This window comes from Pseudomonas sp. NFR02 (assembly GCF_900119375.1).
Lineage (GTDB): Bacteria > Pseudomonadota > Gammaproteobacteria > Pseudomonadales > Pseudomonadaceae > Aquipseudomonas > Aquipseudomonas paracarnis.
In genome coordinates, this window is the sequence record NZ_FPJJ01000002.1 from 382,403 (window position 1) to 405,208 (window position 22,806).

20 protein-coding genes are annotated in these 22,806 nt (G+C 61.3%); 10 read left to right on the plus strand and 10 right to left on the minus strand.

All coding sequences use genetic code 11. The features are described from left to right. Positions 1-55 precede the first annotated feature (55 nt). On the plus strand, positions 56-928 hold the full coding sequence (locus BT199_RS07500; RefSeq protein WP_019817650.1) for a LysR family transcriptional regulator: 873 nt from the start codon (positions 56-58) through the stop codon (positions 926-928). Between the two features lie 64 nt (positions 929-992). Here the strand turns inward: BT199_RS07500 and fecA are convergent, their stop codons facing one another. From fecA to BT199_RS07515, 3 genes are all read right to left on the minus strand, one after another. Then, on the minus strand, positions 993-3,329 hold the full coding sequence (gene fecA / locus BT199_RS07505) for a TonB-dependent Fe(3+) dicitrate receptor FecA (protein WP_072434225.1): 2,337 nt from the start codon (positions 3,327-3,329) through the stop codon (positions 993-995). 91 nt (positions 3,330-3,420) lie between these two features. Then, positions 3,421-4,362, minus strand: coding sequence for a FecR domain-containing protein (locus BT199_RS07510; RefSeq protein WP_072434226.1), 942 nt, complete (start codon positions 4,360-4,362; stop codon positions 3,421-3,423). Then, a complete protein-coding gene (locus BT199_RS07515; RefSeq protein WP_014717061.1) occupies positions 4,359-4,847 on the minus strand; it encodes a sigma-70 family RNA polymerase sigma factor in 489 nt (162 codons plus the stop codon). The genes BT199_RS07510 and BT199_RS07515 overlap by 4 nt, the downstream gene beginning before the upstream one ends. A 171-nt stretch (positions 4,848-5,018) precedes the next feature. Here BT199_RS07515 and BT199_RS07520 point away from each other — a divergent pair, with 171 nt between their 5' ends. The 6 genes from BT199_RS07520 to BT199_RS07545 all read left to right on the plus strand — a co-directional run bounded on the left by BT199_RS07520 (position 5,019) and on the right by BT199_RS07545 (position 11,174). Next, on the plus strand, positions 5,019-5,321 hold the full coding sequence (locus BT199_RS07520; protein WP_014717062.1) for a DUF3649 domain-containing protein: 303 nt from the start codon (positions 5,019-5,021) through the stop codon (positions 5,319-5,321). Next, positions 5,318-6,892: a PepSY-associated TM helix domain-containing protein gene (locus BT199_RS07525; protein WP_072434227.1), complete on the plus strand. Its 1,575-nt coding sequence runs from the start codon at positions 5,318-5,320 to the stop codon at positions 6,890-6,892. The genes BT199_RS07520 and BT199_RS07525 overlap by 4 nt, the downstream gene beginning before the upstream one ends. Next, entirely contained in the window at positions 6,892-7,218 is a 327-nt protein-coding gene (locus BT199_RS07530) for a DUF3325 domain-containing protein (protein WP_019817655.1), read from the plus strand. Before BT199_RS07525 ends, BT199_RS07530 begins: the two co-directional genes overlap by 1 nt. A gap of 7 nt (positions 7,219-7,225) precedes the next feature. Continuing rightward, complete coding sequence (locus BT199_RS07535) at positions 7,226-7,804, plus strand: RNA polymerase sigma factor (RefSeq protein WP_072434228.1); 579 nt, start codon at positions 7,226-7,228, stop codon at positions 7,802-7,804. Next, complete coding sequence (locus tag BT199_RS07540) at positions 7,801-8,778, plus strand: FecR family protein (protein ID WP_072434229.1); 978 nt, start codon at positions 7,801-7,803, stop codon at positions 8,776-8,778. Before BT199_RS07535 ends, BT199_RS07540 begins: the two co-directional genes overlap by 4 nt. Positions 8,779-8,933: 155 nt before the next feature. Further along, a complete protein-coding gene (locus BT199_RS07545) occupies positions 8,934-11,174 on the plus strand; it encodes a TonB-dependent receptor (protein ID WP_020301211.1) in 2,241 nt (746 codons plus the stop codon). 136 nt (positions 11,175-11,310) lie between these two features. Here BT199_RS07545 and BT199_RS07550 read toward each other — a convergent pair whose 3' ends face one another. After that, complete coding sequence (locus tag BT199_RS07550; RefSeq protein WP_072434230.1) at positions 11,311-11,661, minus strand: glutaredoxin family protein; 351 nt, start codon at positions 11,659-11,661, stop codon at positions 11,311-11,313. Next, complete coding sequence (yejK, locus tag BT199_RS07555) at positions 11,661-12,665, minus strand: nucleoid-associated protein YejK (protein ID WP_014717069.1); 1,005 nt, start codon at positions 12,663-12,665, stop codon at positions 11,661-11,663. The genes BT199_RS07550 and yejK overlap by 1 nt, the downstream gene beginning before the upstream one ends. 397 nt (positions 12,666-13,062) lie before the next feature. Between yejK and BT199_RS07560 the strand changes: the two genes are divergently transcribed. Beyond that, on the plus strand, positions 13,063-13,344 hold the full coding sequence (locus tag BT199_RS07560) for an HU family DNA-binding protein (RefSeq protein ID WP_003188840.1): 282 nt from the start codon (positions 13,063-13,065) through the stop codon (positions 13,342-13,344). A 77-nt stretch (positions 13,345-13,421) separates the two neighbouring features. Here the strand turns inward: BT199_RS07560 and rlmF are convergent, their stop codons facing one another. The 5 genes from rlmF to BT199_RS07585 form a co-directional block, all read right to left on the minus strand. Further along, a complete protein-coding gene (rlmF, locus tag BT199_RS07565) occupies positions 13,422-14,438 on the minus strand; it encodes a 23S rRNA (adenine(1618)-N(6))-methyltransferase RlmF (RefSeq protein ID WP_072434231.1) in 1,017 nt (338 codons plus the stop codon). A gap of 238 nt (positions 14,439-14,676) precedes the next feature. After that, positions 14,677-17,523: a valine--tRNA ligase gene (locus BT199_RS07570; RefSeq protein WP_072434232.1), complete on the minus strand. Its 2,847-nt coding sequence runs from the start codon at positions 17,521-17,523 to the stop codon at positions 14,677-14,679. A gap of 210 nt (positions 17,524-17,733) precedes the next feature. Continuing rightward, complete coding sequence (locus BT199_RS07575) at positions 17,734-18,108, minus strand: hypothetical protein (RefSeq protein ID WP_003188844.1); 375 nt, start codon at positions 18,106-18,108, stop codon at positions 17,734-17,736. Between the two features lie 7 nt (positions 18,109-18,115). Further along, positions 18,116-18,544 carry a DNA polymerase III subunit chi gene (locus BT199_RS07580; protein WP_072434233.1) on the minus strand — a complete coding sequence of 143 codons (429 nt, stop codon included), beginning with the start codon at positions 18,542-18,544 and terminating at the stop codon, positions 18,116-18,118. A gap of 74 nt (positions 18,545-18,618) precedes the next feature. Continuing rightward, on the minus strand, positions 18,619-20,109 hold the full coding sequence (locus tag BT199_RS07585) for a leucyl aminopeptidase (protein WP_072434234.1): 1,491 nt from the start codon (positions 20,107-20,109) through the stop codon (positions 18,619-18,621). Between the two features lie 284 nt (positions 20,110-20,393). On the opposite strand from BT199_RS07585, the gene lptF reads away from it, so the two are divergent. Then, positions 20,394-21,512 carry an LPS export ABC transporter permease LptF gene (gene lptF, locus BT199_RS07590; protein ID WP_003188848.1) on the plus strand — a complete coding sequence of 373 codons (1,119 nt, stop codon included), beginning with the start codon at positions 20,394-20,396 and terminating at the stop codon, positions 21,510-21,512. Next, positions 21,505-22,584 (plus strand): LPS export ABC transporter permease LptG, encoded by a 1,080-nt coding sequence (gene lptG, locus BT199_RS07595; protein WP_003188851.1) that lies wholly within the window; start codon positions 21,505-21,507, stop codon positions 22,582-22,584. The genes lptF and lptG overlap by 8 nt, the downstream gene beginning before the upstream one ends. Positions 22,585-22,806 lie beyond the last annotated feature (222 nt).

The window sequence follows — 22,806 nt, forward strand, 5'->3', positions numbered from 1 at the left end:
TCTTTATTGGCGATAACTTTTCCATAGATAAGGGAATACAGGGCGACAATTAAACATGGCTACCCCACGTTTTGATGGTGTCGAACTCTTTCTGCAGATTGTTGAAAGCGGCAACCTCACCGAAGCCGCCGAGCGCCTGAACCTCACGCGTTCAGCGGTGGGCAAGGGCCTGGCGCGTCTGGAAGCGCGTTTGGGCACTTGCCTGTTACAGCGTTCCACCCGGCGCCAGCGGTTGACTGAGGATGGCCAGGCGTACTACGAGCATTGCTTGCGCGCATTGGCGGAGCTGGAGGCCGCCGAGTCCGTGCTGGAAAGCGGCCGTCAGCAACCCCGCGGGCGTTTGCGAGTGAGCGTGCCCCTGGCGTTTGGTCATCACTATGCCGCGCCGGCGTTATGGGCTTTGCTGGATCGTTATCCGGAACTGGAAATCGACATTTGTTTTTCCGACCGCATGATCGACTTGGTGCAGGAAGGCTTCGATATGGCCGTGCGCATCGGCCCGTTGCCGGACACCGACCGCCTGAGTGCCCGCCGCTTGGGTCAGCAGGCCATGGGGCTGGCGGCGTCACCGGCGTATTTGCAGCGCAAGGGTGCTATTGGCAGTATCGAAGACCTGGCCGCTCATCGTGGCATTGCCTACCGCAGCAACACCGCGCAGCGCTCGCGCCTGGCTTCGCCCTTGATCGTGGACGACCTCCAGGCGGTAGCCGATGCCGCTATCGCGGGCGTAGGCCTGGCCTGGTTGCCGAGTTGGTTGATTGCCCACTATGCGCTGCGCGGGCAGTTGCAGGCCGTGCTGCCCAGCTACCGTGAGCAACCTGCGCCGATCCATGTGATCTGGCCGACGGCGGCGCATATGCCGGCCAAGACGCGGTGTGCCATTGACGCGTTGGTGGCCGCCACCCCGAGTTGCCTGGCGGGTAGCTAGCCCCATTCAATCCTAAACACACCGACAATCAACTGTGGGAGGTGTTGCAGTCTGCAGATTGCAGTCAGAACGCGATAGAGGTTTGCACATACACCGTGCGCGGCTCACCCACGTACTTGCCCTTGTTGTTGTCGTCGAACGAGCGGGTGTAGTACTGCTTGTTGAAGATGTTCTTCACCCCCACCGCCACATTCAGATCCGACAACTGCGGGCCGAAGTCATAGGCTGCGCGGCTGCTGAACAGCATGTAGCCGGGGATGCGTCCATTGGCACCGTCGGCGCTTTCGGCCTGGGTGTTGGCGTTGTCGGCGAACTGGCTGCTCTGGTAGCTGCTGTCCACATTCAGCTTCCACGGGCCTTCGGTGTAACCCACGCCCAGGGTGCCTTTGTGCTTGGACGAGAAGGGCACGCGGTTGCCTTTGTTCGGCCCGTCTTCGCGGATGGTCGCGTCCACATAGGCGTAAGTGGCGTACACATCGAAACCGGCCAGCGCCGGGCTAAGGCCGTCGAGCGCATAGTTGATGCTCGACTCGATGCCCTGGTGACGGGTTTCACCGCGGGCGATCACCGTGTCGTTGGTCTGGTTGCTGTCGTACTGGTTGTCGAAGTTAATCAGGAACGCGCCGATTTCTGCACGCAGATTGCCGTTGTCATAGCGCGTGCCGAGTTCCCACGTGCGGGCTTTTTCCGGTTTCACTTCGCCGCTGTTCACGCGGTTGGGCATCTGGCTGTACTGCACGCTGCCGAACGAGCCTTCGGTGTTGGCGTAGAGATTCCAGTCATCGGTGAGGTGATAGAGCACGTTCAGCGCCGGCAGTGCGGTGTTGTAGTCGCCCTTGTATTTGACGTTGCTCAGGTTGTTGGTTTGCTGGGACTTGATCATCTCGTAGCGTATGCCCGGGGTGATGGTCCACTTGCCGATATCAATGCGGTCGTCGATAAAGAACGCGTTGGCCTCGGTGCCGCCACGGGTGTCGCGGTCGTTGCGACTGTTGGTGGTGGGGATTTGCTGGTTGGCGGCAATCGGCGTGCGATAGCGCAACTCGTGACCGGCTTCATTGATATAGCGGTAGCCGACGCCCACTTCGTGGCTGGTGGGGCCAAGGTCGAAGCCTTGGGCGAAACGGGTTTCCAGGCCGCGTACCCAGTATTCGCGTGGCGACAGCGACAGGAAACTGCCCTGGTCCAGGTAACCGCTGCGCAGGGTCTTGGTGAAGAAGCTGTTGACCGTGAATTCGCGGCGGTCCTGCTCGTAGCGGTAGCCGACGTTGAACATCGTGCGGCGGCCCCAGAACTTGTCGTAGGGCCGAGTGGACTGATACGGGTCGGCCTTGTAGTCCTTGACGTTCAAACCGCCCGGCATATCGGCCTGGCCTTCGTAGTACTGTGCCATGGCGTTGAAGCTGTTGGCATCGTCCAGTTGGTATTTGCCCTTGAGGATCAGGTCATCGATGCGCGTGTTGCTGTTTTCGCGCCAGTCGCCGCCGCGGGTGCCGGAGTACAGCAGCGCGCCCCCCAAGCCATTGTCGGCAGTGCCGCCGGCCAGCAAGTTGCCGGTGGTCTTGAAGCCGTCGTGGCTGGAGGAGGGGCTGGTCTCGGTCTGCAAACCGCCCTTGACCGTCGGCGCATCCGGGATGGCACGGGTGACGAAGTTGACGATGCCACCGACGTTTTGCGGGCCATAGCGCACCGCACCGCCGCCGCGTACCACATCCACCGCGTCCATATTGCCCATGCTGATCGGCGCAAAGGAGAGTTGCGGCTGGCCGTAAGGCGCGAAGGGCACCGGGATGCCATCCATCAGCACGGTGGAGCGCGACGCCAGGCGCGGGTTGAGCCCGCGAATGCCGAAGTTCAGCGCCATGTCGTGGCTACCGGTGCCGTTGTTGTCCGGGGCGTTGACGCCAGGGATACGGTTGAGCACATCGCGAGCCTGAGTGGCGCCCTGGCGTTCGAATTCTTCGCGGCGGATCACATCACGGGCGCCGGGGTGCTCGAACACGTTGGTTTGCGCCGCGTCACCGAGCCAGTCGCCGACCACGTTGGAGGTCTGCAGCTCCAGGGTCGCAGGGGCGCCAGCCGGTTGCAGGCTGTAAGCGTTGTCACCCTCGGCGCGGGCTTGCAGGCCGGTGCCTTCCAGTAGTTTTTGCAAGCCCTCGGCAGCGCTGTAGCTGCCCGACAACCCAGCGCTTTGCATCCCGGCCGTCACGGCGGAACCGAAGGACACCAACACGCCGGCTTCGCGACCGAATTGATTCAGGGCCGCTTCCAGGGTAGTAGGTGCGATGTGGTACGCCTTGGCGTCGGCTGCCATCACCGCCGGCAGTGCGGTCAGGCTGAGGCTGGCACCGAGCAGGAGTTGGCGCAGTGTACGGGCGAGAAGCGTCGGGTGCTGGGGCATGAAGGGCGGTCCTGAGAAGGAAGGATCAAGGTGGCTTTCCTTCTCTGTCACGCCAGGTGCGGAAAACGGCTCACACAAAAGTAAAATAAATTCAGACCCGTGCCTGCACGGTCACCCAATAACGCGTAAAGCGCCGCACTTTCACCGGCAGGCTGATTTCCAGTAGGTCGAGGATGCGTTCGCTGTCGTCCAGCGGGTAGCTGCCGGACAGCAGCAGGTTGGCGACGTGTGGATCGCAATGGAGCTGGCCGCGACGGTAGCGTCCCAGTTCATTGAGGAAGTCTTCGAGGCGCATGTGTGCGGCCACCAGCATGCCGTCGGCCCAGGCGCCGCTGTTGGCGTCGGTGGGGCGTGGGGTGTCCCAGCCTTTGCGGGTGAAATTGACCTGCTGCGCGGCATCGACCCTCAGCGCCAAGCCGTTGTAGCGGTTGGGCATCACCTCGACCTGGCCGGCCAGTACCGCCAGTTGGGTGTGGTCGTTGAACTGGCGCACAGTCAAGCGCGCCGCCTGGCTGCTGAGCAGGCCCTGGCCGGTCAGCACGTGCAACGGCGTCTGGCCTGCACGGGCGGTGAGCAGGATTTCACCTTCAAGCAAGCGCACCAGGCGCTGCTGGCCGTCGAAATGCACATCCACCGCGCTGCCGGTGTTGAGCTGCAACTGGCTGCCGTCGGCCAGTTGTACTGTGCGGCGCTGGCCCACCGGGCTGCGATAGTCAGCCGTCAGCGGCGGCAGGATATGTTGCTGGCGCAGGCTCCAGGCGGCGGCCGAGCCGGCACCCACAATCAACAGTAATTTAAGCGCCTGACGCCGGCTGCGGGAGGTAGGCGCGTTCAACGCCGCGTGGGCCAGGGGGGAGGGCACGCCGCGCAGGCGTTGGTTGACGCTCTGGATCTGCTCCCACGCGCGTTGGTGTTCGCTGTGGGCATTCAACCATTGCTGCCAGGCCGCCTGCTGGCGTGGGTTGAGCGTGCCTTGCTGCATTTCCAGCAACCAGTGCACGGCTTGTTCGGCGACTTGGCTGGAGACGTTCATAGGGCGAAGTAGCAGCGCATGGCCGCTTTGGTCAGGTGGCGTTTGACGGTGGCGATGGAGATGCCCAGTTGCGCGCCGATTTGCGCGTAGGTCAGGCCGTCGAGTTGGGCCAGCAGGAAAGCGCGTTTGACCTGCTTGGGCAAGCCGTCGAGCAGTTGGTCCAGTTCCAGCAGGGTTTGCAGGATGATTGCGCGGTCTTCTTCCGACGGTGCCACGTGTTCGGGCATCTGCGCCAAGGCCTCGAGGTAGGCGCGCTCCAGGTCCTGGCGGCGGTAGAAGTTGAACAGCACGCGCTTGGCCACGGTGGTGAGGAAGGCGCGCGGCTCGATCAGCGTTGGCGCTTCCCGGGCACTGAGCACGCGGATAAAGGTGTCCTGAGCCAGGTCGGCGGCGTTTTCCGGGCAGCCGAGCTTGCGTCGCAACCAGCCGGTGAGCCAGTGGTGATGGTCGTTGTACAACACTTCGACGGGGTTGGACGGCTGCAACGCGATCACTCCGCAAGCATTCGACATGCTTTAGAGAACAAGAATTGTTCGCATTGTAGGGTGCATGACAAGGTTCGGCAATCGGCCAAGGCAGGTGATTCATCCGTTCTCTTTTGCTTATGAGAATATTTATCATTAATATTGCGCGCTGATGAACCAGGCGCCTGCCGCATGAAAAGCAAAACCTCATTGCCCGTTTCCTACCGCCTCGCCGTCACCTCGCGCGTGCTGGCGGCGGTGATTGGCGGTTATCTGATGGCCTCCCTGGCCGCCATCTGCCTGGCGCTCTGGCTGCCCACCTCCCGTGCCGATGCGGTGGTCACCGGCATGATGAGTTCCTTTGTGTTCTACCTGCTGGCGGTGCTCTGGTGTTTTGCCTGCCGCACGGCATGGCGCGCCTGGGCAGGGGTGATGGTGCCGAGCGCACTCTTGGCCACCCTGGCCGGCATTGGTTTCTGGATGGCTCGCACATGAAAGAGGGCTTTCGCCAGGCCATGGCCTGGCTGCACACCTGGGCAGGCTTGATCTTCGGCTGGCTGCTGTTCGCGATTTTCCTGACCGGCACCCTGGCCTATTTCAAAGATGAAATAACCCATTGGATGCAGCCCGAAGTGCAGGCCCATCCCCTGGACGATGGGCGCAGCCTCGCCGTCGCACAAAACTACCTGCAACAGCAGGCGCCTACCGCCGCACGCTGGTTCATTACCTTGCCGAACCGCCGCGACCCCGGTTTGTCGGTGATGTGGCAAGACAAGCTCGAACCCGGCAAGCGCGGTACCTTCATCCAGAAAGTCCTCGACCCCGTCACCGGCCAACCGGTGCAGGCCCGCGAAAGCAAGGGCGGCGAGTTCTTCTATCGTTTCCACTTCCAACTGCAAATGCCTTACCCGTGGGGCCGCTGGCTGTCGACCATCGCCGCCATGGTGATGTTCGTCGCGCTGATCACCGGCATCATCACCCACAAGAAAATCTTCAAGGACTTCTTCACCTTCCGCCCGGGCAAAGGCCAGCGCTCCTGGCTGGACGGGCACAACGCGGTGGGTGTGTTGGTGCTGCCGTTTCACCTGATGATCACCTACAGCAGCCTGGTGATTTTCATGAGCATGGTCATGCCTGCGCCCATCGTGGCGTCCTATGGCGACGACAGCCGGGCGTTTTTCAGTGAGCTGTTCCCCGCTACCGACAATGCGCCGGCCCTCGGCCAGCCGGGCAAACTGCTGCCGTTGATGCCGATGTACCAGCAGGCGCGGGAACAGTGGGCGGGCGGGCATGTGGGGCGTGTGGCGGTCAACAACCCCGGCGATGTCAACGCTTCGGTCAACGTGTCGCGCGCTGGCTCCGACAGCGTGGTGCATGCCTCCGGCAGTACGTTGTCGTTCAACGGCACCACCGGCGAGCTGTTGCGAGGCAGTGCCGAGCCGTCATTGGCGACGGCCATCGGTGGCAGTTTCTACGGTTTGCACATGGGCCATTTCGCCGGCCCGGTGCTGCGCTGGCTGTACTTTATCTGCGGCCTGGCGGGTACGGCGATGATCGGCACAGGCTTGGTGATCTGGCTGGGCAAGCGCCAGCTCAAGCATGCCAAGGCCTCGGTGATGCCCTTTGAACTGCGGTTGGTAGAAGTGCTGAATATTGCCAGCATGTCTGGCTTGATGATCGCCATCGCGGCGTTTTTCTGGGCTAACCGCCTGCTGCCGGTGAGCTTCACCGCGCGTTCCGACTGGGAAGTGCAGGCGTTCTTTATCGCCTGGGCCCTGAGCTTGTTGCATGCCTTGCTGCGGCGCGGTCGCCAGGGCTGGGTCGAGCAACTGAGCTTCGGCGCGCTGTTGTTTGCCGCCATTCCATTGCTCAACGCCATCACCACCTCGCATCACTTGGGTGTCTCTGTGCCAAGCGGCGACTGGGCGATGGCCGGCTTCGACCTCACCTGCCTGGCCAGTGGCGCGTTCCTCGCCTGGGCAGCCTGGAAGATGCATCACCGCAGCGCGCCGCTACCCAAGGCTGAGCGTGCCCGCGGGTTAACACTCAAGCAGCAGGCCAACTGATGCTTCTGGCGCTTTTGATGTGCTACGCCGGGTTCATGGCACTGTGCTTGTCCACCGACCGTCACCACGGCGAATTGCTGCACAGCAAACCCACAGCCATTCGGCGCCTGGGGTTGCGGGTGGGCGGTTGGTTGTTGCTGGGCGTGTCGATCTGGCCCTCGGTGCTGGGCGCCGGTTGGAGCCAGGGCCTGGTGGAGTGGTGCGCGGTGTTGATGCTCAGCGCCTTGCTGCTGGTGTTGCTGTTGCCGTATCGGCCAAGGCTGGCCTTGATCCTGGCGGGGCTCGCCCTGTTGGCCAGCCCTGTTGCGGCGTTCGCTCTCTCTTGAGCCGGCCATGAGGAGCCATCGACCGCAATCTCCTCAGGACACTGCGCACGCGGATGCAGCGGGGGGACGCGCGCATTTCCTGCAGGTGTTTTTGTCCCAGCGCTCGCAAATGGAGGCGTTGGTCAGCCGCCGTGTGGGTTGCCGCGCCACGGCAGCCGACCTGGTGCAGGATTTGTTCCTGCGCTTCTGGCGTCGCCCGCTGGTGCAGGTCGAAGAATTGAGCACCTACCTGCTGCGCTGCGCCGGCAACATCGCCATCGACCACCTGCGCAGCGAAGGCGCGCGAGCACGCAGCAGCGAAGGCTGGCTGCCGGAACAATCTGACCACCAAGGCTGCGAACCCCAGGCAGCGTTGGAGGCGGGCAATGATCTGCGCCATGTGGAAGCCGCCTTGCGCAGCTTGCCCGAGCGCACCCGCCAGATTTTCCTGCTTAACCGCATCCACGGCCGCAAGTACGCCGAAATCGCCAAGGCCATGGGCCTGTCCCAAAGCGCCGTGGAAAAACATATGATGCGCGCCCTCGAAGCCTGCAAGGCCAGCCTTCGCGAACCACCGCCTCCACGCATGCCAGGGAAAGCCCCGTGAACGTCACGCCCACGCCCGCCCAGGAACAGGCCGCACTCGATTGGTTGTGCCTGCTGCATGACCAGCCTAGCAGCGGCGACCAGGCCACGTTCAGCCGCTGGTTACGTGCAGATCCCGCACACGTTGAGGCGTACTCCCAAGCCCAGGTGCTCTGGGAATTAAGCGAAGTACCGGCGCGCCAACTGGCCGATGAGGACGCGCTCGCCTTGCAGCGCTACCTCAATACGATCAACGCCTCCAAACGCTCCCGGGTAGCGCGTTGGTCTGGTGCCTTGGCCGTCGCCGCCTGCCTGCTGCTGATGGTGTCGATGGGCGCCGGTTGGCAGCCGTCACGCTGGGTCGATGAGTGGGGCGCCGATTATGTGACGGCGCCGGGTGAGGTAAAGACCTTCACCCTGGCCGATCAATCCAAGGTCACCCTCGACGCCGACAGCGCCATCTCTGTAGATTTCAGCCAGGGCGAACGGCACATCCAATTGCGCCGTGGTGCAGGTTTTTTCAGTGTGACCCACACCGGCCAACCCTTCGTGGTGGAGGCGAGCGGCGGTGAAACGCGGGTAATGGGAACGCAGTTTGAAGTGCGCCTGCAACCTGACGGCGCCGAGGTCACTGTGCTGTCCGGCCGTGTGGGCGTGACGCCCTCCAAACAGGGCCAGCAACAGGTGCTGACAGCGGGCCAGCAAGTGGCCTATGCCGACGGTATTGCCGACCCTTTGCATGGGGTCGACAGCGCCTCACGCCTGGCCTGGCGCGAAGGTTGGCTCAACTACTACAGGGCACCCCTGGCCGATGTGGTCCAGGACCTGAGGCGTTATTACCCCGGCCGAATTCTTCTGCTTAACGAGAATATGGCCGCCAAACGCGTCAGCGGCAGCTTTCCGAGCCAGGACCCTGTAGCGGTCTTGAACGCCTTGCAAGCGGTGTTGGGTTTTGAACAGCACAGCCTGTTGGGCCGCATGATTGTGGTGCGCTAGGCCCGCAGCGCCTTCATCGAACCTTCATCGCAATCGCCACAACCTGTCACCAAACGGTTACACGTGCCGTGGATCATCCCTGGGTTCCTGAACAAGTGGTCAGGAAGCTCGCATCTGCCCCATACAACACAACAATGTCAGTAAGGGATCTACACGTGAACCACAACACTCTTTATGCCCTGCTCCTCGCATCGGGCCTGGGCGGCTTTGCGCCGCTGGTTTTGGCCGATGATGCCCAGGATGTAGGCTCGGTGAACATCGCCGGCAAGCAAACCCTTGGCAGCGGTCACATGATTCTCGAAGAAAGTGCGAAGGCACGCTCGACGGTGACCAAGCAAGCCATGGACGAAATGTCGGCCACCGCCAACGCCATCGACAAGCTCAAGTACACGCCGGGCATCAACGTTTCCAGTGATGACGCCAGCGGCACCAGTGGCACCAGTTTTACCATGCGGGGCATGAGTTCCGACCAGGTCGGCGTCTCGGTGGACGGCGTGCCGATCAACGATTCGGGCAACTACAGTGTGTACTCCAACCAGTTGGGCGACCCGGAAAACCTTGCCGAAGTGTTCGCCACCCAAGGTTCCTCCGAGGCCGACGGCCCGCACATCGGCTCCAGCGGCGGCAACATTGGCATGATCACCATTCGCCCGACCAAGGACGCCGGGGTTTTCGCCAAACAGATCGTCGGTGCCAACGCCCTGCGCAAGACCTTCGTGCGAGCGAACACCGGGGATGTGGGTGGCCTGAAAACCTGGGTGTCGGCATCCCACCTGGAAGGTGACAAATGGCGCGGCAAGGGCACTCTGCGCAGCGACAAGATCGAGTGGAGCAGCCTGTTCGAAGGGGATAACGGCAACTCCACATTGGCCACGATCAAGTACAACAAGCAGGAAAACTACAACTACAACAGCCTTAGCAAGGCGCAGTTCGACACCGAAGGACGGCGTAAGGATTACGCGCAAAGCCCGGTGTACAAGGCTGGTTTGCTGTCGGCGTCCTACAAGCTCAACCGCAACCCGTTCGAAAGCGTCAACGCTACGCTGACCCAGCGCTGGCAACTGCAGGACAATTTGTCGCTGACGCTCACGCCGTATTACTACTGGGCCAACGGTGGCAGCTTCAGCGGCCAGACGGCTTCCAACCTGGGGCCAAAGTCCGACAAGGCCGGCAACTACGACCTGAGTAACCTGCAATCGGCCAACTATTACCGCCCTTCGTGGACCGAAACCTGGCGCCCTGGCTTCACGGCGAAAATGAAGTGGGACATCAACGAAGAACACAGCCTGGACTATGGCTACTGGTACGAACGCGCACGCCAGCGCCAGACCCAGCCCTTTATCGGCATTAACAACGAAGGTGCCCCCGACGATGTGTGGGGCGACTACAACAGCGGCGGCCAGGTGGTCGACAAAAACGGCGCTACGGTCCAGGGCCGCCACTACTACACCGTCACTCCCGCGCAGAAGCTCTGGGTACAGGACAACTGGCAAGCCACACCGGACCTGAGTTTTGTTGGCGGCGTGGCCTACCAATATGTCGAGCGTGACGGCAACAACCTCGGCAGCCTGTACGACACACCGGAGAAGCGTAACACCCGCTACCACCAGTTCCTGCCCAACTTCAGCGCCAAGTACCAGGTCGATGAAAGCAACCAGGCGTTCTACAACGTCACCCGCAATATGCGCACGCCGCCCAACTACGTGCTGTACAACAAGGGCGACTCCGTCAGCCTCAAGTCCGAATTGAGCTGGAACCAGGAACTGGGCTGGCGCTACACCGAAGACGACATGGCCTTGAGTGCGACCCTGTTCTACATCAGCTTCAAGGATCGCCAGGTCTCGACCACCGACGCCAGCGGTGACTACATGGTGCTCAACGTCGGCACTGTCGATAACAAAGGCCTGGAGCTGGAATGGAGCGGCCTGTTGCCGCACAACTTCAATTACTACGCGTCCTATACCTACACCCAGTCTGAGCAGAAGGACGATCTGCTCAGCAAGAACGTGCTGCTACCAACCTCGGGCAAGCAATTGGCCAACGTGCCGGAAAACATGTTCAACCTGGTGTTCGGGTATGACGATTCGCGGTTCTACGGCAACATTGCAGGCAAATATGTCGGCAGTTTCTATGGCGATTTGACCAACAAGGAGAAGATCGAAGGCCGTACGGTGTTTGACCTGAACGCGGGTATTTATTTGCCGGTGGATAAGAAGGTCATCAAGTCGGCGGCACTGCGGTTTTCGATGCTCAACGTGTTCGACAAGGAGTACTTGAGCTCGGCGCGTACGGTGGCGTTCAACTCGGCGCCGGTGAACGGGTTGGGGGCGAGCACGGCGTACTACAACGTGGGCGAAGAGCGCACCGCGATGGTGTCTCTGGAAGCCAACTTCTAAGGTCACCACACAACCCAATGTGCAGAGCTGACGTGTGTGGGAGCTGGCTTGCCTGCGATAGCGGTGTATCAGTCACAGGTATTGACCCTGTTACACCGCCATCGCAGGCAAGCCAGCTCCCACACTTGATTGCGTGTTACTTCAATGCGGCCATGATTGCTTCGGGGTCGTAGTCGCGAATCAAGGTCCCATTTACATCCACAAACGGAATCCCGCCACCGCCCAGCGCCTCATACGCCTTGCGCGCCTGGGCGTCCTGCTCGATATCGACGGCCCGGTACGGGATACCCTTCTGGTCGAGAAAACGCCGGATCTGCTTGCAGTACCCACACCACTCGGTGGCATAGAGCACCACCCGCGCCGAGGCGCGTACGTGCTCGGGCGCCACCTGGGACGGGTTGAACAGCCGTTCCACCTTGCCCCAGTTCTGGATCGCAACCACCACCAGCAACACCAGCAGGACTTTCTTGAGTACCCCGCCCAGCATCAGTTACGGCGCTTGAGCTGGTCGGTCAGTTGGGTCGGCAGGCCCTTGATGATCAAGGTGCCGGCGGCTTCGTCGTACTCGATCTTGTCGCCCAGCAGGTGCGCTTCAAAGCTGATGGACAGGCCCTCGGCGCGCCCGGTGAAGCGGCGGAACTGGTTGAGGGTGCGTTTGTCGGCCGGAATTTCCGGCGACAGGCCGTAATCCTTGTTGCGGATGTGGTCGTAGAAGGCTTTTGGCCGGTCTTCATCGATCAGGCCCGAGAGCTCTTCCAGGCCCATGGGTTCGCCGAGCTTCGCCTGGCTGCTGGCGTAGTCCACCAGGGTCTTGGTTTTCTCGCGGGCGGACTCGTCGGGCAAGTCTTCGCTTTCGACGAAGTCACTGAACGCCTTGAGCAGGGTGCGGGTTTCGCCCGGGCCATCCACGCCTTCCTGGCAGCCGATAAAGTCGCGAAAGTACTCCGAGACCTTCTTGCCGTTCTTGCCTTTGATGAAGGAGATGTACTGCTTGGACTGCTTGTTGTTCTGCCACTCGGAGACGTTGATACGCGCCGCCAGGTGCAACTGGCCCAGGTCCAGGTGGCGCGAGGGCGTCACGTCCAGCTCATCGGTCACCGCCACGCCTTCGCTGTGGTGCAGCAGGGCGATGGCCAGGTAGTCGGTCATGCCTTGCTGGTAATGGGCAAACAGCACATGGCCGCCGGTGGAGAGGTTGGATTCCTCCATCAGCTTCTGCAGGTGCTCTACCGCCGTGCGGCTGAAGCTGGTGAAGTCCTGGCCACCGTCAAAGTACTCCTTCAACCAACCGCTGAACGGGTGCGCGCCGGACTCGGCATGGAAGAAACCCCAGGCCTTGCCTTGTTTGGCGTTGTAGCTCTCGTTGAGGTCGGCAAGCATGTTCTCGATGGCGGCGGACTCGGCCAGTTCCGTGTCGCGGGCGTGAAGAACTGCGGGTGTGCCGTCGGGTTTTTTGTCGATCAGGTGGACGATGCAATGACGGATCGGCATAGGCTTCTCGGCTGGTTGAAGGGGGAGCGGTTGGCCTCCCCGAAAAGTCGCCCAGTGTACCGCACCCATTGGTCAAGACGTGCCCCGAACGGCATTTTGCACGCCCTGTGACTGGCCATATGCCTTTTTTTCACGGTTTAGAGCGATAAAGCTGACCAAATGGGTATGTTGAGGCGGATATTTCCCCGTCTCTGTGCTAGTTTTGCCCCGTCTTACGCCAAGTCTCGGCGTTAAGCGTGCATTCAGCATTTGTCAGGTCGAACCAATCCCCGTTTCAAGCATCTATAACCCCGATCTCCGTGGTTATGGCCGGGGATGCCAGGCCATGACGGTCGGGCTCGACGGCTGACACTGCACTCTGCAATCCATATGAATTTGATAGGGAAGGAACACCACAATGGCTATTACTAAAGACCAACTGATCGCTGACCTGGCTGAAGCAGTAGACGCACCGAAAACTACCGTGCGTGCTCTGCTGGACCAACTGAGCCAAGTTGTTGCTGATCAGCTGGAAAATGGCGGCGAAATCACTCTGCCAGGCGTTGGCAAACTGAAAGTGACCGAGCGTCCTGCCCGTACTGGCCGTAACCCTTCGACTGGCGCTGCCATCGAAATCGCTGCCAAGAAAGTTATCAAGCTGGTTGTGGCTAAAGGCCTGACCGACGCTGTTAACAAGTAAGACGCAGCAAAAAAACCGTGCTTCGGAGTGATCCGGGCACGGTTTTTTATTGCCTGCGTTTTTATTGTGTGGCGGGCTTATCGAACCCAGCGCTGGCGCCAGATCTGCTGCTCGTTCTTGGTCTGGAACGTCCAGGCCACAAAGCGGCTCTGCTTCTGCCCCTGGGACATCTCCACTACCTGGCTTTCCAGCACGCCGGCTTTTTTCAGCGCCGTTTCGATCGCCGGCAAGTTGGAGGCTTTGGACACCAGGGTGCTGAACCACAGCACTTTATGCGCAAAGTGCGCGCTTTCGGCGATCAACTGCGTCACAAACCGCGCTTCGCCACCTTCACACCACAGTTCGGCCGATTGACCACCGAAGTTAAGCACCGGCAACTTGCGTTTCGGGTCGGCCTTGCCCAAGGCGCGCCATTTACGCTCGCTGCCTTTGGTGGCTTCGTCCATGGATGCATGGAAGGGCGGATTGCACATCGTAAGGTCAAAGCGCTCACCCGGCTCCAGCAGGCCCAACAGGATCTGCTTGGGGTTGGGTTGCTGGCGCAGCTGGATGACCTTGCTCAGGTCGTTGGACTGCACGATGGCCTTGGCGGCGGCCACGGCGGTCGGGTCGACCTCCGAGCCCAGGAAGTTCCAGCGGTACTCCATATAGCCAATCAGCGGGTACACGCAGTTGGCGCCCATACCGATGTCCAGCACCTTGACGATCGAGCCTCGCGGGATTTTGCCGTCGTTGACGCTGGCCAGCAGGTCGGCGAGGAAATGCACATAGTCAGCACGCCCCGGCACTGGCGGGCACAGGTAGTCCGCCGGGATATCCCAATGCTGGATGCCATAGAACGACTTGAGCAGCGCCCGGTTGAACACCCGCACTGCATCCGGGCTGGCGAAGTCGATGCTCTCTTTGCCGTAGGGGTTGATGATCACGAATTTGGCCAGTTCAGGCGTGGTCTTGATCAGCGCCGGGAAGTCGTAACGGCCCGTGTGGCGGTTGCGCGGGTGCAGGGTGGCCTCTTTGCGTGGCGCGACGGATTTGGCCGTGGCGGCGGTTTTAGGCTTCTTGCGCGGAGGTTTGGGCGTAGTGGGGGCGGTCATGATGATTCTGGGTTTGGCTCAAAGTGGCGGTCATTGTCACACATTCCCGGGGACAACTCGGTCAAATGTGGGAGCTGGCTTGCCTGCGATGCAGGCGACTGGGTGTATCAGGCAGACTGAGGTGATGCTATCGCTGGCAAGCCAGCTCCCACAGGGATAGGGTTTTGATTGGGAAATGGTGTCGTTTTCCTGGACAAAAAAAGAGGCCCGAAGGCCTCTTTCTCTACATGGTTTCCCCTTACAGGCTGGAAATCCGCGCGTGTTGCTCCCCCAGCTTGCCCAAGGCCTGTTCAGCCTCGGCCAACTTGGCGCGTTCTTTCTCGATCACTTCAGCTGGCGCTTTGTCAACGAACGCCGCGTTGGACAGCTTGCCGCCCACTCGCTGCACTTCGCCTTGCAGGCGCGCAATTTCCTTGTCGAGGCGGGCAAGTTCCGCGCCCTTGTCGATCAGGCCGGCCATCGGCACCAGCACTTCCATATCACCGACCAACGCGGTGGCAGACAACGGTGCTTCGGCATCGGCAGCCAATACGGTGATCGACTCCAGCTTGGCCAGTTTCTTGAGCAGCGCATCGTTCTCGCTGAGGCGACGCTGGTCTTCGGCACTGGCGTTCTTGACGAACACGGCCAGCGGCTTGCCCGGCCCGATGTTCATCTCGGCGCGGATGTTGCGTGTGCCGAGCATCAGGGTCTTGAGCCATTCGATATCGCTTTCGGCGGCCTCATCGATGCGCGCTTCGTTGGCCACCGGCCAAGGTTGCAGCATGATGGTCTTGCCTTCGATACCGGCCAGCGGCGCCAGGCGCTGCCAGATTTCTTCGGTGATGAACGGCATGAACGGATGCGCCAGGCGCAGCGCCACTTCGAGCACGCGCACCAGGGTGCGACGGGTGCCGCGCTGGCGTTCGACCGGGGCGTTCTCGTCCCACAGTACCGGCTTGGACAGTTCCAGGTACCAGTCGCAATACTGGTTCCAGATGAACTCGTACAGGGCCTGTGCGGCCAGGTCGAAACGGAACTGGTCGAGCTGGCGGGTCACTTCGGCTTCGGTGCGCTGCAGCTGCGAGATGATCCAGCGATCCGCCAGGCTCAGCTCATAGGCTTCGCCGTTCTGGCCGCAGTCTTCGCCTTTGTCCAGCACGTAGCGCGCCGCGTTCCAGATCTTGTTGCAGAAGTTGCGATAGCCTTCGACGCGGCCCATGTCGAACTTGATGTCGCGACCGGTGGAGGCCAGCGAGCAGAAGGTGAAGCGCAGAGCGTCGGTGCCGTAGCTGGCGATGCCGTCGGCGAATTCGTCGCGGGTCTGCTTCTCGATCTTTTTCGCCAGTTTCGGCTGCATCAGGCCCGAGGTGCGTTTCTGCACCAGAGTTTCCAGGTCGATGCCGTCGATGATGTCCAGCGGGTCCAGGACGTTGCCCTTGGACTTGGACATCTTCTGGCCCTGGCCGTCGCGTACCAGGCCGTGTACGTACACGGTCTTGAACGGTACCTGCGGGGTGCCGTCTTCGTTCTTCACCAGGTGCATGGTGAGCATGATCATCCGGGCAACCCAGAAGAAAATGATGTCGAAGCCGGTGACCAGCACGTCGGTGGAGTGGAATTTCTTCAGGAACTCGGTCTGCTGCGGCCAGCCCAGGGTAGAGAAGGTCCACAGGCCCGAACTGAACCAGGTGTCCAGTACGTCGTTGTCCTGTTGCAGCGCGATGTCGGCGCCGAGGTTGTGCTTGGCACGCACTTCGGCTTCGTCGCGGCCTACATAAACCTTGCCCGATTCGTCATACCAAGCCGGAATACGGTGGCCCCACCACAGCTGACGGCTGATGCACCAGTCCTGGATGTCGCGCATCCACGAGAAGTACATGTTTTCGTACTGTTTGGGCACGAACTGGATGCGGCCATCTTCCACGGCGGCAATCGCAGGTTCTGCCAGCGGCTTGGTGGACACGTACCACTGGTCGGTCAGCCACGGCTCGATCACGGTGCCGGAGCGGTCGCCCTTCGGCACTTTCAGGCCGTGGTCGTCGACGCTGACCAGCAAACCGGCGGCGTCGAAGGAAGCTACGATCTGCTTGCGCGCTTCAAAACGGTCCAGACCTGCGTATTCGGCGGGGATCTTGCCGTCGATGCTGTCGTTCAGCGAGCCGTCCAGGTTGAACACCTGGCAGGCCGGCAATACGGCGGCATTTTTGTCGAAGATGTTCAGCAGCGGCAGGTTGTGGCGCTTGCCGACTTCGTAGTCGTTGAAATCGTGGGCCGGGGTGATTTTCACGCAGCCGGTGCCGAACTCAGGGTCGCAATAGTCATCCGCGATGATCGGGATGCGGCGGCCAACCAGCGGCAGTTCGACAAACTTGCCGATCAGCGCCTGGTAGCGCTCGTCGTTCGGGTTAACAGCGACGGCGGCATCGCCGAGCATGGTTTCCGGACGGGTAGTGGCGACGATCAGGTAATCATTGCCTTCAGCGGTCTTGGCGCCGTCGGCCAGCGGGTACTTGAGGTTCCACAGGAAGCCTTTCTCGTCGTGGTTTTCCACTTCAAGGTCGGAAATCGCCGTGTGCAACTTGGTGTCCCAGTTGACCAGGCGCTTGCCGCGGTAGATCAGACCGTCTTCGTGCAGGCGCACGAAGGCTTCCTTTACGGCTTCGGACAGGCCGTCGTCCATGGTGAAGCGCTCGCGGCTCCAGTCTACGGACGAACCCAAGCGACGGATCTGACGGCTGATATTGCCGCCGGACTGGTCTTTCCATTCCCAGACTTTCTCCAGGAATTTCTCGCGACCCAGGTCGTGACGGTTCTGGCCGGTGGCTTCCAGTTGGCGTTCCACCAGCATCTGGGTGGCGATGCCGGCGTGGTCGGTGCCCGGTTGCCACAGGGTGTCGCGACCCTGCATGCGGCGGAAGCGGATCAACGCATCCATGATCGCATTGTTGAAGCCATGGCCCATGTGCAGGCTGCCAGTGACGTTCGGTGGCGGAATCATGATGGTGTACGAGTCGCCCGCACCTTGTGGGGCGAAATAGTTCTCGGACTCCCAGGTGTTGTACCAGGAAGTTTCGATAGCGTGGGGCTGGTAGGTCTTATCCATGCGCGGCGGGACCCTAGTTGGCATTTATTCAGGAAAGCCGGCAAGTATAACGGGGGATAGGGGCGAGGGCGAGGCGAAGACGGTTAAGACCGATGCAGAATTAATGTGGGAGCTGGCTTGCCTGCGATGGCGGTGTTTCAGTCAGCATCGTCGGCGACTGATGCGCCGCCATCGCAGGCAAGCCAGCTCCCACAAGGATGGGGGGGACTTTCAGTTCTGGTATTGGCTGAGCAACCGCTCCATCCGCGCATCCATCCGACGCTTGATCTCGGCTTCGATATGCGGCGCAAAGTCGTCGATCACATCCTGCATGATCAATTGCGCGGCGGCGCGCAGTTCGTTGTCCAGGTGCAGCAGCAGGGCATCGGGGGCTTTTTCGGCGGCTGGGGCGGGTTCAGCAACCACAGGTGCCGGCGCGGCAGGCTTGCCGCCGACCATGTCGAACAGCAGCGGGATCTGTACCTCGCCATCGGCCGTCTCGGTCAGCAGCGGCGGTTGCAGGTTGTCATCACCCAGCAACTGACGGATCGACTCCAGGTCATCCAGCAGGTGGTCGTCTTTTTTCAGCGGGTTTGGAGTGTCCATCATGTACTCAAAGTCGTTGTAGCCGGTGATCTTGCGGAGGATAGCCCTGTTCGCGGTAGAAACGGAAACTCTCCCGCGCGGCCTGACGAATAGCCGGGTCTTCCACCACCACTTCCGCCACACGGGCGAACGCTTGGGCAAAGGCCGGTACTTTCAGGTCGAGGTTGACCAGCAAGTCATGGTGATCGCCGCAGTTGTCTCCCAAGCCCAGCACAACCAGGCTTTCAGGTTCGGATTCGGCGTGGCCGTGGGGCACGAAGCTTTCGCCCTTGAAGCGCCACAGACGGGCATCAAGTTCGTCACGTTGGGCGGCATCGCTGCAGTGCAGGTAGATGCGATGGCCCATACGCCAGGCTTTTTCGGTGAGTTTGCAGGCAAAGTCCAGGCGCGCGAGGGGATCGGCGCTGGGCAATATATAGAAGTCGACTTGGGGCATTGAAAATCCTGGGGTTGGCCTGATGGCCCCTCTGTAGGAGCAAGCTCGCTCCTACAGAGGGGCGCAGGGGCCGCTTAAGCCTTGGCGCGATCCAGCAGGTATTGGGTCAACAGGGGCACCGGACGGCCAGTGGCGCCCTTGTCCTTGCCGCCGCTGGTCCAGGCCGTGCCGGCGATGTCCAGGTGAGCCCAGTTGAAGTTCTTGGCAAAGCGCGACAGGAAGCAGGCCGCCGTGATGGTGCCGGCTTTCGGGCCACCGATGTTGGCGATGTCGGCGAACGGGCTGTCGAGCTGTTCCTGGTACTCATCGAACAGCGGCAGTTGCCAGGCGCGGTCGTCGGCGGCCTTGCCGGCGCTGAGCAGTTGCTCGATCAGTTCGTCGTTGTTGCCCAGCAGGCCCGAAGTGTGGGCGCCCAGGGCAACTACGCAGGCACCGGTCAAGGTAGCGATGTCGATCACGGCCTGGGGCTTGAAGCGCTCGGCGTAGGTCAGGGCGTCGCACAGCACCAGACGGCCTTCAGCGTCGGTGTTGAGGATTTCCACGGTCTGGCCGCTCATGGTGGTGACGATATCGCCCGGGCGAGCCGCGCCGCCGCTCGGCATGTTCTCGGCGCAGGCCAGGATGCACACCAGGTTGATCGGCAGCTTGAGTTCCAGCACGGCACGCAGGGTGCCGAACACGCTGGCGGCGCCGCCCATGTCGTACTTCATCTCGTCCATGCCGGCGCCCGGCTTGAGGCTGATGCCGCCGGTATCGAAGGTGATGCCTTTACCTACCAGGGCGTAAGGCTTCTCGGACTTCTTGCCGCCGTTGTATTGCATCACGATCAGGCGTGGCGGCTGGGCGCTGCCCTGGCCCACGGCATAGAACGAGCCCATGCCCAGGTCCTTGATCTTCTTCTCGTCCAGCACTTCAACCTTCAGGCCCTTGAACTCTTTGCCCAATGCCTTGGCCTGTTCGCCCAGGAACGTCGGGTGGCAGATGTTCGGCGGCAGGTTGCCCAGGTCGCGAGTGAACGACATGCCGTTGGCGATGGCCTGGGCGTGGGTGACGGCGCGCTGGACTTCAGCCTGGGCAGCCTTGATGGTCAGCAGGGTGATTTTCTTCAGGGCGCGGGGTTCGGCTTTCTGGCTCTTGAACTGGTCGAAAATATAGCCGCCGTCCACCAGCGACTCAGCCAGCAGTCGGGTCTTGCCGTAGCTGTCGCGGCCCTTGACCACGATTTCATCGAGTGCCAGCACCGCATCGCTGCCGCCCAGGCCCTTGAGGGTGGTGAGGAGGCCGCTGACGATCTTGCGAAACGGACGGTCGCCCAGTTCGGCATCCTTGCCCACGCCCACCAGCAAAACGCGCTCGGCTTTAAGGTTGGGCAGGCTCTGCAGCAGCAGGCTCTGGCCGACCTTGCCGGCCAGGTCACCGCGCTTGAGCACTGCGCTGATAGCGCCGCCGCTCAGTTCGTCCAGTTGCTTGGCGGCGACGCCGAGTGTGCGGCCTTCGCCGACAGCGACCACGAGGGTGGCGGTTTTCAACGTTTCGGGGCTAACGCTTTTTACAACCAATTCCATTTTCGGGTCCCTTATCAAGGTCTGTGAGCCGGGAGCTTGTACTCCGGCTTTAAAGCTCGGCAGCGTTGTAAACCGCCAGCGACAAAGGCCGCAGTTTGAACCTCGCCAGCGGAGCCTGACAACCCTTGGCGCACGCTTTGTGCGTGCGCATGAGTAAGCTCCGTGACAGGCGCGGTCAATCACAGGATAATGCGCCATCTTTTTAGCCGGCCCGTGGTAAACGGGTCGACTCGGTATGCTTGCTTGTTTGGCCGCCTTAGCCTGACAACCCTGGAGTGTCTGGTTTGATTGTCTTCCGTTATCTGTCCCGCGAAGTCCTGTTGACCCTGAGTGCCGTGAGTGCGGTGTTGCTGGTCATCATCATGAGTGGTCGTTTCGTCAAGTTCCTGGCCCAAGCCGCCGCTGGCGCCCTGGATCCGGGCTCACTGTTCCTGATCATGGGCTACCGGATGCCCGGCATGCTGCAGTTGATCCTGCCGCTTGGCCTGTTTCTCGGCATATTGCTGGCCTATGGCCGGCTGTACCTGGAAAGCGAGATGACCGTGCTGTCGGCCACCGGCATGAGCCAGCAGCGCCTGCTGGCCATGACCATGGTGCCTGCCGCCGGTGTTGCCCTGGTGGTGGCCTGGTTGAGCATGAGCCTGGCGCCCCAGGGGGCCATGCAATTCCAGCTGCTGCTGAACAAGCAGGATGCGATGACTGAGTTCGACACCCTCGAGCCCGGTCGCTTCCAGGCGCTCAGCGACGGTTCGCGGGTGACCTACACCGAAACCATGACCGACGACCGTTCCAACCTCGGCGGCGTGTTCATTTCCCAGAAGAACCTCGGCCAGAACCAGAAAGACCGTGGCATTACCATCTTGGTGGCCGACAGCGGTCGCCAGGAAATCCGCCCCGATGGCAACCGCTACCTGATCCTGGAAAACGGCTACCGCTACGACGGCAGCCCTGGCCTGGCGGATTATCGGGCGATCAAGTACGACACCTACGGCGTCATGCTGCCCAAGGCCGAGATCAGTGACGAGGTCACCGACCGCGACGCACTGCCCACCTCATCGCTGTTCGGCAGCCCGGAGTTGCGCTCCATCGCCGAGTTGCAATGGCGCCTGTCCCTGCCGCTGCTGGTGTTTATCGTGACCTTGATGGCCGTGCCGCTGTCGCGCGTCAACCCGCGCCAAGGGCGTTTCCTCAAGTTGCTGCCGGCGATCCTGCTGTACATGGCCTACCTGACCATCCTGATTTCTGCCCGTGGTTCCCTGGAAAAGGGCAAGTTGCCGCCAGCGCTGGGCCTGTGGTGGGTGCACGGGGTTTTCCTGATGATCGGCCTGGGGCTGCTCTACTGGGAACCTATCCGTTTGAAAATGAAGAGCCGTCGTGGCCTGAAGGAGTTGGCCCGTGGCTAAGCTTGATCGCTACATCGGCATTAGCGTACTGATCGCCATCCTCGCGGTACTGGGCATCATCCTCGGCCTGGCCTTGTTGTTCGCCTTCATTGATGAAGTGGGCAACGTTACTGACACTTACACAGTCACGGACGTGCTGAGCTACGTCGCACTGACCGCGCCGCGTCGTCTCTACGACATGATGCCAATGGCCGCGCTGATTGGTTGCCTGATCGGCCTGGGTACCCTGGCCAGCAACAGCGAGCTGACCATCATGCGCGCCGCCGGGGTGTCTATCGGCCGTATCGTCTGGGCGGTGATGAAGCCGATGCTGCTGCTGATGGCGTGCAGCGTGCTGATCGGTGAGTACGTCGCGCCACCGGCCGAAGCCACCGCCCAGGCCAATCGCGCCCTGGCCCAGGGTTCGGGCGATGCGCAAAGCGCCAAGCATGGCCTGTGGCACCGCCAAGGTGACGAGTTCATCCACATCAATGCCGTGCAGCCGGGTGGCCTGTTGATCGGGGTGACCCGCTACACCTTCGACAAAGAACGGCACATGCTGTCGTCCAGCTTCGCCAAGCGCGCGCAGTACAGTGGCGAGCAATGGCAACTGAGCGACGTCACCACCACGCACTTCCGTAACGTGGGCCAGGGCACCCAGTCCAGCACCGAAGTGGTCAACGTGCCGACCGAACAGTGGGATATCGCCCTCAAGCCGGAATTGCTCAATACCGTGGTCATGGTGCCGGAAGCCCTGCCGATTTCCGGTTTGTGGAGCTATATCCACTACCTCAAGGAACAGGGTTTGAACAATGGCCGCTACTGGCTGGCGTTCTGGGTAAAAGTCTTGCAGCCGGTGGTTACCGCCGCCTTGGTGTTGATGGCGATTTCCTTCATTTTCGGGCCATTACGCTCCGTGACCCTGGGTCAACGGGTATTTACCGGCGTGCTGGTGGGCTTCACCTTCCGCATCGCCCAGGATTTGCTTGGGCCGTCGAGCCTGGTATTCGGCTTCTCGCCGCTGTTTGCGGTGCTGGTGCCTACGGCCATCTGTGCCGTGGCTGGGTTCTGGCTGCTGCGCCGGGCGGGTTGAAGCCGCGCTAACTGTAGGAGCGAGCTTGCTCGCGAAAATCTGCGAAACGCCGCGTTTATCCCGGATAAGCGCGTTATCGTTGACGATCTTCGCGAGCAAGCTCGCTCCTACAATTTTAAGCCCCATTAAGATGGGGCTTTTTTGTATTGGTCAGCAAAGATGACGTCTGGCCTGAGCATCAGGTACAATTCCCGGCTATTTTTCAGCGGGCAATCTGCCTGC